We start from the raw sequence: 10708 nt of genomic DNA on the forward strand, positions 1-10708 counted from the left end.
AAGAGGCGCAGCCCGGTGGTCGGAACGGCGTGATCCACGGGCGTGGTCCTATCCTCGATTGTCGTTGACGCCACAGCCTACCTTCTAGTAGGTCGGCAGGGCAAGGAGAACAACGATGTCACTGCACACAGACAATCACAGCCTGATTCAATCGTCCTCGAACTGGCTGAAACGCTACTACTTCGCTCGCTTCGGCTTCTCGGCAATCTGGGTGGCGCTTGCGTTCACGCTTGCCGGAACCACGCCGGCTCTCGCGGCCGTGATGCTTGTCGCCTATCCATTGTGGGATGCGGGCGCGAATTTCGTGGATGCAAGCCGCAGCGGCGGGCTGTGCCGCAATACAAGCCAGATGCTGAACTTCGTTGTCAGCCTTGTCACGGCAGTGGCGGTTGCAGTAGCCCTCAGCAGAAGCAACAATGCCGTTCTGCAGGCGTTTGGCGTATGGGCCGCGCTGGCGGGGCTGTTCCAGCTCGTGACCGGGGCACGTCGCTGGAAGACCTATGGTGCGCAATGGGCGATGATCCTCAGCGGTGCCCAGTCGATCCTGGCTGGTGGCTTTATGCTCAAGGTGGCGGCGGGTCCTGATCCGGTCGGCATCGCCGACATCGCGCCATATGCGGCGTTCGGCGCCTTCTACTTCCTCGTGGCGGCCGTCTGGCTTGCCATTGGCGATGCGCGTCGGGCCTCGAGCGGCGTCACCGCCTGACCATCGTCTGAAATGACATTCTGCACCCAGCCCGTCCGGGCTGATTGATGCATGAGCGGCGCAGGGAGCATGAGACCAAGTGATGATCCTCATCTTTCCAGGGAGGAGAGGATCATCCCGGTTCAGAGCGGTTCCCCCGCCTGAAGCGTAGTGGCCGGTTTCTTCAACGTGAGATAAGCATCGGCAAATGCGTCTCGCCCAACAGGGATCGGGTAACCCCGCCGAACAATATCTCGGCCGTTCGCGGATGACTGTAGGCGCCGATCACCAGCAGGTCCGCATTCTGGTGAGCCGCCTCCGCCAGGATCGCTGCTGCAACGGTCGTACCCTCTGACGAGACCTCCACGATTTGTGCGTGAGCATCGTGCCGCGCGAGATGCTCAGCCAGGTGGGTGCCGGGTTCGCTTCCGAAGCGCGCAGGATCGCGGTCACTGTCGACCGTGAGGATCACCACTCTTTCTGCGGTCGTGATGAATGGCATGGCGTCGTTCACCGCACGCCTCGCTTCGCGGCTTCGGTTCCATGCTACGAGCACCGTCGTGCCGATCGTCGCGCCGGACCATTGGCTGGGCACCAGCAACACTGGTGTTCCAGTGACAAGCAGCAGCCTTTCCGCCGACCAATTATGCGGCAAGTCGTCCGGCCGGGGATGCGCAGCAACGATGAGGTCGCAGTGCAGCGCCTTCAAAGCGCCGTCATCGCTCTGATCGTTGCGCCACACCAAACGAAATTCAGAGCTGATGCCGAACTCGTCCGACATCTGGGCGAACGCACGCGCCGCAGCCGTCGACTTGACGGCATCGGCATTCCGCATCCGCGCGTAGACGCTTCGTAGCGCCGCCGGGCCTCGGGCGTATGTCTCCTCGCGGTGGACCTCGCTATGCGAAAGACCATAGATCCCCACGAGATGAGCCTCGTGCCGGCGCGCCAGGGCTGCGGCATGCCGTCCTATGGCCACGCCTTCCGGTGTGGAATCGAGGAACACCGCGACGTCTTTCCAGATCGGGATCATATGATCCTCCAAGATGAGCCACGACGACGCCGGGTTGCGGACGACCCGGCGCGTGGCTCGGTGATTGTGCATCAGGCAGCGATGACCAGGCACCGCCCAGGACCGCTTCGCTCATCAGGGCGTGCGGATCACCACGGTTGCCTGCCGTGGCTTGCGAAGAAGCCGCCGGTCGGGCCGTCGCTGCCGATCATCGCCATCCGCACCGCAATGGCGGCGCCTTCGTCGGGCGTGAGCACGCCGGTATTGCCGTTCAGGTCGGTCCTGACGTTACCGGGTTCGACCGTATTGACCTTGATCCCGTGCGGCTCCAGCTCCTTGGCGAAGGCGACAGTCACCGCATTGAGCGCCACCTTGGACGAGGTGTAGCCAAGAGTGTTGACCGACGAGTAGATCGACGTCGGATCCGTGACCAGCGTGAGCGACCCCAAGCCGCTGCCCATGTTCACGATCCGCGCATCCCCTGCCGCCTTCAGCAGCGGCAGGAAGGCCTGGGTCACCCGGATCGGCCCGAACAGGTTCACCTCGTAGGTGGATTTCACGGCCTTGATCGAGACCTCGCTTGGCGCCGTTGCCGCGTCGAGGATGATGCCGGCATTGTTGACGAGGACATGCAGCGCCCCGATCCGCGTCGACAGCTCTGCCGCTGCGCGCAGCACGCTGCCATGGTCGGCGACATCGATTTCCAGCAGGTGAGCATCAAGCCCCTCATCCACCAAGGCGCGGACCGCGTCTCCGCCACGCACCGGATCGCGGGCGCCGATCCAGACCGCAAGTCCCTTCTCTGCCAGTTCCCTTGCGATGGCCAGGCCGATACCCTTGTTGGCTCCGGTGATCAGCGCCTGCCGGCTGTCGGGCATCGCCATCAAACTGCGGCAGCGACGGCAGGCGCCACATGGTGCCCGAGTTCACCGAACAGCCGGGGCTCGATCTCGCGTGAGGCGAAACGCCACTCGCCTTCATGAAGCTCGAACGTATCCAAATAACGGCCGGTCACGATCGGCTGCAAAGGCAGGCCCGGCGCTTCCTGATGAACGGTGAAATAGCAGGAGGACCGGGCGGTCGTGGGTCCGTCGATGTCGATGAGGACGTTGGATACGCTGTGCCAGGTCCTGGGCGTGCCATCGGCATGGTACTGCAGGTTGGTCTTCAGGAAGTGTTCCACGGCGTCCCGGCCGCTGACCACAGTATCGACCACCTTGAATCGCGCGTTCGCCAGCAGGTCGGCGTTCGCACCGGTCTTCCCGTCATCCAGATTGTGGGCGTAAGCCGCAAGCAGGCGGTGGATCGCGCTTTCGATGACGATGCGGTCGAGGGCGTTGGGGGCTTCGGTAGACATGATTTTCCTTCCGGATTGCGCAGCGCTTCCGCCGCTGATCGTGACTGCTATATTCGAATAAGGTGGGCCGCCGCCCGGCGGTGGTGTTCTCAGGCTGGGCGGCGGCACCCTGCGGGCAAGGGGGGTGAGCCCGGCAGGGATCGGGACGCGGGACCGGCGTCATGGCAGGCATGAGACCGGATGGTGGGGGGATACCCACGTCCTCGATAGGGTTGTGTCAGGCTGCCTTGTCGGCCTGCGCGCGGTTGGCGAACGCCTCGGTCAGCGGCAAGTGCGCCGTCTGTCCGCCGTCGATGACGAACTCCGCCCCGGTCACGAAGCCGGCTTCGTCACTCGCCAGATAGAGCACGAGCTGGGAAATCTCGTCCGGCCTCGCGCCGCGCCCGAGAGGGATGAACATGTGTTCCGGCAGCATGCCTATGCCACGGACCATCGGCGTATCGACATAGCCCGGATGCACGGAGTTGACCCGGATGCCGTGCTGCCCGAGCTCGGCCGCGAGCGACTTCGTGATGCCGCGCAGGCCGAACTTGGATGCAACATATGGATGCAGCGTCGCCATGCCCATCAGCCCGTCGACCGAGGAGATGTTCACGATCGATCCGCCGCCGCTCTGCCTCAGTGCCGGAAGCGCCGCCTGGATACCGATCCACGGTCCGGTCAGGTTGACGTCCAGCACGCGCCTCCAGTCGGCGAGCGTGGTGTCCTCGACCCTTGCCGAGAAGCCGATGCCCGCGTTGTTCACCAGGACGTCGAGCCGGCCGAAGCGGTCGGTCGCCGCCGCGACGGCAGCAGCCCAGTCCGATGGGGAGGTAACGTCCAGCCGGACATAGATCGCAGCGTCACCGATCTCCGCCGCCAGGGCCTGCCCGTCCTCATCCAGGATGTCGCCAAGCACGACGCGGGCGCCCGCTGCTGCCAGCACGCGGCCGTGCGCCGACCCCTGACCTCGGGCAGCGCCGGTTATCAGCGCCACCTTGCCGGCCAGGCGATCGGCGGGAGTTGCATAATTCATGATTGATCCTTCATCTGGGATTGACGGGATGGAAGCTCGGAACTCAGGGCCGGTCAGACCTGCGCGGCTCCGCCATCGGCGAACAGCTCGGTGCCGTTGATGTAGCTGGCGGCGTCGCTGCCCAGGAACGCGACCGTGCGGGCGATCTCCTCCGGCCGGCCGATGCGGCCAATCGTGCTGCGGCCGGCAAGATAGGCCAAGGCCTCGTCGGCCTGGTCGCCCAGAAACGGGCGCAGCGAGGCGGTGTCCACCGGGCCGGGGCTGACGATGTTGATGCGGATGCCCGATCCCTTGATGTCCATCACCCAGCCGCGCACCATCGCACGCAAAGCCGCCTTGGTGCCGCCATAGACGCTGAGCCCGGGGCCGGGCTGGACCGAGGAGGTCGAACCGATGATGACAATCGCGCTGCCCTGCCCCATCAGCGGCAAAGCCTTCTGAACCGAGAAGGTCACCCCTTTTACATTGGCGTCGAAGGCGCGGTCGAAATGCTCTTCGGTGATCGCCTGCAGCGGCACCACCTCGCCTGCGCCGGCATTGGCGACCAGCAGGTCGAGCCGGCCGTGTCTTGCCTGCACATAGGCGTACAGCCGGTCGAGATCGGCGAGGTCCGACATTTCGGCCTGCACGCCTTCGGCACTACCGCCGAGCGTGGCGACGGCCTGGTCGAGCTTGTCGCGCTTGCGCCCTGTGATGATGACCTGCGCGCCGCGGAATGCGAGTTCCTGCGCGATGGCAAGCCCGATGCCCGACGTTCCGCCGGTTACGATAGCGACCCTGTCAGCGAATGACATGATGAAGTCCTTTGATCGTGAAGTCTGGAAAGGAGGCGCCGATCGCGCCGACCCAACTGCGGCTATAGGGTCTGGCAAACGGCCTCGATGTTGTTGCCGTCGGGATCGAACACGTAGGCCGCGTAATAGGCAGGGTGATATCGCTGCCGGATGCCGGGCCCGCCATTGTCACGCCCGTCAGCGGCCAGTGCGGCTGCGTGGAACGCGTCGACCGCTTTCCTGTCTGCGGCGGTGAAGGCGACATGGATGGGGAGCCTGTCGCCAGCCGCCCCGTGCATCCACAGGCCGGGGTAGCCGTCCCGGCCAAAGCCGTAGCGCGGGGTTCCACGCCCGGTCTGCGCCGCGTCGATGCCGATGACCAGCGACAGGCCAAGGGGCTCCAGCGCCGCTTCGTAGAAACGCCGGGACGCCTCGACGTCCGCCATCGCCAGTTCGATGTGGTTGATGATGTCCATGATGCTCCCCGTCAGGTCTGCGACGCGCCGCCATCGGCGAACAGTTCGATGCCGTTGACGTAGCTGGCGGCATCGCTGGCGAGGAAGGCGGCGACCTCGGCGATCTCCTCCGGCTCGCCGATGCGGCCGATCGGGCTCTTGTCGTGCAGGAAGGCCATGCTCGCTTCCACCTGGTCGCCGAATGCATCGCGCAGAGATTGGGTGTTCGTGGGGCCCGGGCTGACAATGTTGATGCGGATGCCGGTGCCCTTCAGGTCGCTGACCCAGCTTCTCACCAGATTGCGGACCGCCGCCTTGGTGGCGCCATAGATGCTCATTGATGGACCCGGATCGATGGAGGAGGTCGAGCCGACGATCACGATCGACGAGCCCGGCTGCAGCAGCGGCAGCGCGCCCTGCACGGTGAAGACGATGCCCTTCACGTTGGTGTCGAACTGCCGGTCGAAGTTCGCCTCGGTGATCTGCCCGAGCGGCGCGTGGACACCGCCGCCCGCATTGGCGACGAGGACGTCGATCCGGCCGAATTCGGCGCGGATTTGGGAAAACAGCGCCTCCAGATCAGCAAGGCTGGTGACGTCCGCGGCGATGCCGGACACGTTTTCGCCCAGTGTCGCCACCGTCCTGTCCAGCGCGTCCTGCCGCCGGCCGGTGACGATCACCCGCATCCCGAGCGACGCCATCTTGGTTGCAATCGCCAGCCCGATGCCGCTGCTGCCGCCGGTTACCAGCGCGACTTTCGCGTCTGCCATCATCTCCGTCACTCCTGTTGCTTGCGGCATAATAGGGATCGCTACAACTCAGGTGCAAGGGGCCGTTGTGATTTTTTGTAGCAAACGCTATATTCGTGGCATCAAAGGAGGATGCAGTGAGTGAGAGCGCACGCAAGCGGCAGCCCAGGCGGCCGTTCGACCGGCAACTCGGCGTGGAGCGGGCTCAGCGCCTCTTCCACCAGAAGGGCTATGACGGGGTCAGCGTTGCGGACCTGACCGAGGCGCTGAATATCAATCCCCCCAGTCTCTACGCCGCCTACGGCAGCAAGCTGGGCCTCTACGAACATGCCTTGCGTCGCTACGCGGCCGAGCAGTCTCTTCCAGCATCGGCCATCTTTGATGGTCGCGACCTTGGGGAGGCGGTCGCGTTCCTCCTCGTGTCGGCGGCCGAGCAGTATTCACGCGATGCAGCCTGCCGGGGCTGCCTGGTGACGGAGGGAGCGCGTGCGGCCGATCCCGAGGCACGCGCCATTGCCGGCGAGATCAGCGCGGTGATGATCGGCACGATCTCGGACGAGATTCGCCAGCGCGCTCCCGAGCAGGGCGAAGCACTCGCCGACCTTGTCATCACGATGGTACGGGGGCTTTCGGCCGCGGCCTTCACCGGCATGGAACCCGCGCGGCTGCAGGCCGCCGCCGAGAAGGCTGGCGAGATGTTCAAGGCGACTTTGCCAAAGGCGCCCTCCTCCTGATCATCATGGGTGACTGGCACGCAGCGGCTCACCCGAGACACTTATTGTAGTGATCGCTATTATCTTGCCCTGTCACGGCAGGGTTGGTATAGTGTTCACTACTAGCTCACGTTTCGGCGTAGCTGGGCGGGTTTCAAGCGCCCCCGTTGATCAGCGTGGCTGCGCCGCAAGGGCGTGCCTGCAGCTGAATGGATCACGCGCGCTCCAACGTCAGAGAACATCATCATGCTTCACGTTACATTCTCCGAGATCGGCGGACCCGAAGTCCTGAAGGTTGAACCCTTTGAACTGGCTGCGATCGGCCCGGACGAAGTCCAGGTCAGGATCGAGGCGATCGGGGTCAACCGCTTCGAAGCGCTTTACCGGCGGAACTTCTATGCCATCCCGCCGACGCTACCTTCGGTGTTGGGGGTGGAGGCTGTCGGCATCATCACCGAGGTCGGTGATCAGGTGAAGGGGCATACGGTTGGCGACCGGGTGACAATCCTGCCGCTGCAGACACCCTTCGTCGGCACCGGTACCTATGCGACCCACGCCAACGTTCCTGCCTCGACCTTGGTGAAGTCCATCGAAGGGTTGAGCGCGACGGAGGAAGCGGCGGTCTGGATGGCCGCGCTTCAGGCCTACAACCTCATTTCCAAGGTGCCGGTTGACAGCGGTGACTTTGTCGTGGTGACCGCGGGAACATCGCCCGTCGGCAGCGCGCTGATCCAGTTCGCCCGCGACATGGGCGCGACCGTCCTCGCCACGACCCGCACCGCAGCGCGCAAGCGGGAACTGCTCGACCTAGGTGCACACCATGCGATCGCCACGGATGACGAAATCCTGAGCGAGGCCGTCAAGACCGCCACCGGTGGCAAAGGAGCCAAGGTCGTGCTGGATACCGTCGGCGGCACGCTGCTGGCACAATGCGTCTTCAGTCTCGCGGAAGGCGGCAGCGTGTTCAGCTACGGCGCGCAATCCTCGCCCGACATCAACGCTGCACGCGTCGATGTCCCGCTGGTCGCTCTCGACCGGCGCAGCTTGTCCTTCGTTGACCTCTTCGAGCTGACCGACGTGCCCGAGCGGTTCGACGCAGCCAAGCACTACATCCGCAGCGCCGTTGCATCCGGCGCCTTCAAGCCACGGATCGACAGCATCTTCCCGTTGGAAGAAGTGCAGGCGGCCCACCGCCGGATGGAGGAAGGCAGCCTCGGCGGCAAGGTCGTCATGACCACCTGATCAGCAGAGAGCGGGGCACCGACCGCCGGTGCCCCGCCATGCCGGCCCTAGTTCTGGCGCAATTGCAGGACCTTGGCGCCGACCGCTGAATCCACTTCTCGCTGCAGCCTGTGCGGATGCACAATGATCGTGATCTCGAACGACCCGCGCCCGACAGTCAGCTCCAACACGTGCCCGACGACTGCAAGGCCATTGCGGTCGCCACCGCTGGCATGCACATGAAGGGACGGCTCCCCGTCCATCCATGCCAATGTGCCAGTCAGGCCGGCGATCTCCAGATCCTCGAACTCACGCGGATCATAGTCCCTGCGATCGAAGTCGAAGAAGCCGAACCGCGCCTGGCCGGCGAAGCCGAAGCCGGTGATGCTGGCCAAAGGTATGTCCTCGGCCCGTATCAGCGCCTCCAGACGGGCGAGCACGTCGTCGCCCTGCTGCAGGACCATCAGGAACCCGGCAGGAATGGCCAGGTGACGGACAGGATCGCCCATGCTGCCCTCAGACGATCGTGGGGGTGATGCCGCCATCGACGCGCAATGCGGCGCCGTTGGTAGCCGATGACAGCGGGCTGGCGACATAGGCGACCAGCGCGGCAATCTCCTCGGGCTCGATCATGCGCTGGATCAGCGATGTCGCGCGGTCCTTGGCGAAGAAGGCGCGCTCGATCTCCGCTTCAGGCGCGTCGGGATCCTCGGCCACGCTTTTCAGAAAGTCGACGATCCCTTCGGACCGCGTCGTGCCCGGCATCACGGTGTTCACCGTCACGCGCGTGCCCTTCGTAAGCCCCGCCAGCCCGCGCGAGATGGCGAGCTGCGCCGTCTTGGTCATGCCGTAGTGGATCATGTCGGACGGCACCATGACCGCGGATTCGCTGGCGATGAAGATCACCCGGCCCCAGTCGCGGTCGATCATGCCGGGGAAGTAGGTGCGGGCGAGCCGCGCGCCGGATAGGACATTGACCTCGAAGAAGCGCCGCCAGTCATCATCGGTGATCTCGCCGAAGGGCTTTGCCTCATAGATGCCGAGATTGTTCACGAGGATATCGACGTCCGGCACCGCAGTCACCAGTGTCGCGGCACCTTCCGCCGTGGCAGGATCGGCGAGGATGCCCCGCGCACCGACCTCGCTTGCGGCCGCGTCCAGCTTGGCCTGGTTGCGGCCACAGATCACCACATCCGCGCCCTCGGCGGCGAGACGGCGGGCGATCTCCAGCCCGATGCCGGCGGTCGATCCGGTCACGAGCGCAGTCTTTCCGTTGAGTTGCAGGTCCATCATGTCTCCTCTCGACTACGATCATCGTCAGTCTCGATCGCGATATGGCGGCCGCAGCAGGCGTTGATAATTGCGCCGCGCTCCACATAAGCTTTGAACCGAAATCACAGATCAGGGTGGGCAGATGGATAACCGTGCCGGCGAGATGCAGGTGTTTGTCGCCGTGGCGGAGGAGGGCAGCTTCTCCGCAGCGGCCCGGCGTCTGGTGATGACGCCATCCACAGTGTCCAAGCTGGTCGCCCGGCTGGAGGGCCGCCTGGGCGTGCGGCTGGTGGAGCGATCGACCCGGCGCCTGTCACTCACGACCGAAGGGCACGTCTATCACGAGCGGGCGCACAGGATGCTGGCCGAGCTCGAGGAGCTGGAACGCGAGCTTGCCGTGGGCAGTGCGGGTGCAAGCGGCAGCGTCCGGGTCAACGCGTCGGTGGCCTTCGGCACCATCGCGATCGAGCCGCTGCTGCCGGAGTTCTGGGAAGTGCACCCCAACATCATCGTCGATCTGTCGCTGTCCGACGAAATGGCCGATCTGTACCTCGAGCGAACCGACATCGCCTTCCGAGTTGGCGGCCTGGCTGATTCATCGCTGACATCGCGCCGGATCGGCACGGCGCGGCGGATGATCGTCGCGTCCCCAGCCTATCTCGACCGGGCTGGTGCGCCGGAGAGTGTCGAGGATCTCGACCACCACAACTGCCTGGGCTTCAACTTCCAGCGATTACAGCCGGTCTGGCCGATGCGAACGGGCGGGCGGATCGTGGACCGGATGGTGACGGGTACGCTGCTGGCCAACAATGGCGAGACCGTCCGCCGGCTGGCAGTTGCGGGAGCCGGCCTCGCGCGCATCGGCGACTACCACGCGCGCGCCGACCTTGCCGCAGGGCGCCTCGTCGAGGTCCTCGGCGCAGCGGGAGTCGGCGACGAGGAGCAGATCGCCGCCCTGTATCTTGGTCCGCAGCGCCTGCCCGCCCGCGTGCGGGTATTCCTAGACTTCTTCGTGCCGCGCCTTCGCGCCTTCATGGGTGAGGACGCATAAGCTTGCACGCCCTGCGCAGATCGCGACATAGCCGTCCGGAATGATCAAAGCGGAGCACGAAATGCCGGTTGAGAGTAGTTTCGCCAATGCCGATGCGCGTGCATCCTTGCCCTCCACGCAGGATCGACGTGGCGACTGGACGCGCGAGGACATTGCCGCGCTGTTCGACCTTCCGTTCACCGAACTGGTGTTCCAGGCCGCCGAGGTGCACCGCGCTCACCATCGTCCGGACGAGGTCCAGCTTGCGACCTTGCTGTCGGTCAAGACCGGCGGCTGCCCGGAAGATTGCGGCTATTGCTCGCAATCGGCGCATCACCAGACTGGCCTCAAGGCAAGCAAGCTGATGGATCCGCGCGCCGTGCTGCAGGCGGCGGCGCAGGCAAAGGATCATGGATCGACCCGTTT

General features: G+C 64.9%; 13 protein-coding genes and 1 pseudogene. 5 read left to right on the top strand and 9 right to left on the bottom strand.

The annotated features are described in order from the left end of the window. Positions 1–115: 115 nt before the first annotated feature. The gene (locus tag D5S08_RS15405; protein ID WP_121120086.1) at positions 116–706 is read left to right on the top strand and encodes a DUF308 domain-containing protein; all 591 of its coding nucleotides are present in this window, start codon (positions 116–118) and stop codon (positions 704–706) included. Positions 707–869: 163 nt separating this feature from the next. On the opposite strand, the gene D5S08_RS15410 is transcribed toward D5S08_RS15405, so the two are convergent. The 7 genes from D5S08_RS15410 to D5S08_RS15440 form a co-directional block, all read right to left on the bottom strand. Next, entirely contained in the window at positions 870–1718 is an 849-nt protein-coding gene (locus D5S08_RS15410; protein ID WP_162302014.1) for a universal stress protein, read from the bottom strand. A 128-nt stretch (positions 1719–1846) separates the two neighbouring features. Further along, a complete protein-coding gene (locus tag D5S08_RS15415) occupies positions 1847–2581 on the bottom strand; it encodes an SDR family oxidoreductase (RefSeq protein ID WP_241557466.1) in 735 nt (244 codons plus the stop codon). Next, a complete protein-coding gene (locus D5S08_RS15420) occupies positions 2581–3054 on the bottom strand; it encodes a nuclear transport factor 2 family protein (protein WP_121120088.1) in 474 nt (157 codons plus the stop codon). The genes D5S08_RS15415 and D5S08_RS15420 overlap by 1 nt, the downstream gene beginning before the upstream one ends. 217 nt (positions 3055–3271) lie before the next feature. Beyond that, entirely contained in the window at positions 3272–4069 is a 798-nt protein-coding gene (locus D5S08_RS15425) for a glucose 1-dehydrogenase (protein ID WP_121120089.1), read from the bottom strand. Positions 4070–4122: 53 nt separating this feature from the next. Continuing rightward, positions 4123–4863, bottom strand: coding sequence for an SDR family NAD(P)-dependent oxidoreductase (locus D5S08_RS15430; RefSeq protein ID WP_121120090.1), 741 nt, complete (start codon positions 4861–4863; stop codon positions 4123–4125). Between the two features lie 62 nt (positions 4864–4925). Continuing rightward, positions 4926–5318, bottom strand: a complete 393-nt coding sequence (locus D5S08_RS15435) for a VOC family protein (RefSeq protein WP_121120091.1) — start codon at positions 5316–5318, stop codon at positions 4926–4928. A gap of 11 nt (positions 5319–5329) precedes the next feature. Beyond that, the gene (locus D5S08_RS15440) at positions 5330–6070 is read right to left on the bottom strand and encodes an SDR family NAD(P)-dependent oxidoreductase (protein ID WP_121120092.1); all 741 of its coding nucleotides are present in this window, start codon (positions 6068–6070) and stop codon (positions 5330–5332) included. A gap of 113 nt (positions 6071–6183) precedes the next feature. On the opposite strand from D5S08_RS15440, the gene D5S08_RS15445 reads away from it, so the two are divergent. Together D5S08_RS15445 and D5S08_RS15450 are read left to right on the top strand one after the other, a co-directional pair. Further along, positions 6184–6780: a TetR/AcrR family transcriptional regulator gene (locus D5S08_RS15445; RefSeq protein ID WP_206610364.1), complete on the top strand. Its 597-nt coding sequence runs from the start codon at positions 6184–6186 to the stop codon at positions 6778–6780. 225 nt (positions 6781–7005) lie between these two features. Next, on the top strand, positions 7006–8001 hold the full coding sequence (locus D5S08_RS15450; protein ID WP_121120094.1) for a zinc-dependent alcohol dehydrogenase family protein: 996 nt from the start codon (positions 7006–7008) through the stop codon (positions 7999–8001). A 47-nt stretch (positions 8002–8048) separates the two neighbouring features. Here D5S08_RS15450 and D5S08_RS15455 read toward each other — a convergent pair whose 3' ends face one another. Together D5S08_RS15455 and D5S08_RS15460 are read right to left on the bottom strand one after the other, a co-directional pair. Further along, positions 8049–8489 (bottom strand): PPC domain-containing DNA-binding protein, encoded by a 441-nt coding sequence (locus D5S08_RS15455; protein ID WP_206610365.1) that lies wholly within the window; start codon positions 8487–8489, stop codon positions 8049–8051. A 7-nt stretch (positions 8490–8496) separates the two neighbouring features. Then, positions 8497–9270: an SDR family NAD(P)-dependent oxidoreductase gene (locus D5S08_RS15460; RefSeq protein ID WP_121120101.1), complete on the bottom strand. Its 774-nt coding sequence runs from the start codon at positions 9268–9270 to the stop codon at positions 8497–8499. Between the two features lie 124 nt (positions 9271–9394). Between D5S08_RS15460 and D5S08_RS15465 the strand changes: the two genes are divergently transcribed. Together D5S08_RS15465 and D5S08_RS15470 are read left to right on the top strand one after the other, a co-directional pair. Further along, the gene (locus D5S08_RS15465) at positions 9395–10303 is read left to right on the top strand and encodes a LysR family transcriptional regulator (protein WP_121120095.1); all 909 of its coding nucleotides are present in this window, start codon (positions 9395–9397) and stop codon (positions 10301–10303) included. A gap of 40 nt (positions 10304–10343) precedes the next feature. Continuing rightward, a pseudogene (locus tag D5S08_RS15470) lies at positions 10344–10708 on the top strand (hypothetical protein); the annotation flags it as partial.

The organism is Croceibacterium ferulae (genome assembly GCF_003660445.1).
GTDB lineage: Bacteria > Pseudomonadota > Alphaproteobacteria > Sphingomonadales > Sphingomonadaceae > Croceibacterium > Croceibacterium ferulae.

Excerpts from the sequence above, each read along its gene's own strand:
- D5S08_RS15405 (WP_121120086.1), top strand. The coding sequence starts at position 116 with ATGTCACTGCACACAGACAATCACAGCCTGATTCAATCGTCCTCGAAC.
- D5S08_RS15420 (WP_121120088.1), bottom strand. The coding sequence starts at position 3,054 with ATGTCTACCGAAGCCCCCAACGCCCTCGACCGCATCGTCATCGAAAGC.
- D5S08_RS15410 (WP_162302014.1), bottom strand. The coding sequence starts at position 1,718 with ATGATCCCGATCTGGAAAGACGTCGCGGTGTTCCTCGATTCCACACCG.
- D5S08_RS15455 (WP_206610365.1), bottom strand. The coding sequence starts at position 8,489 with ATGGGCGATCCTGTCCGTCACCTGGCCATTCCTGCCGGGTTCCTGATG.
- D5S08_RS15440 (WP_121120092.1), bottom strand. The coding sequence starts at position 6,070 with ATGATGGCAGACGCGAAAGTCGCGCTGGTAACCGGCGGCAGCAGCGGC.
- D5S08_RS15430 (WP_121120090.1), bottom strand. The coding sequence starts at position 4,863 with ATGTCATTCGCTGACAGGGTCGCTATCGTAACCGGCGGAACGTCGGGC.
- D5S08_RS15465 (WP_121120095.1), top strand. The coding sequence starts at position 9,395 with ATGGATAACCGTGCCGGCGAGATGCAGGTGTTTGTCGCCGTGGCGGAG.
- D5S08_RS15460 (WP_121120101.1), bottom strand. The coding sequence starts at position 9,270 with ATGGACCTGCAACTCAACGGAAAGACTGCGCTCGTGACCGGATCGACC.
- D5S08_RS15450 (WP_121120094.1), top strand. The coding sequence starts at position 7,006 with ATGCTTCACGTTACATTCTCCGAGATCGGCGGACCCGAAGTCCTGAAG.
- D5S08_RS15415 (WP_241557466.1), bottom strand. The coding sequence starts at position 2,581 with ATGGCGATGCCCGACAGCCGGCAGGCGCTGATCACCGGAGCCAACAAG.
- D5S08_RS15435 (WP_121120091.1), bottom strand. The coding sequence starts at position 5,318 with ATGGACATCATCAACCACATCGAACTGGCGATGGCGGACGTCGAGGCG.
- D5S08_RS15425 (WP_121120089.1), bottom strand. The coding sequence starts at position 4,069 with ATGAATTATGCAACTCCCGCCGATCGCCTGGCCGGCAAGGTGGCGCTG.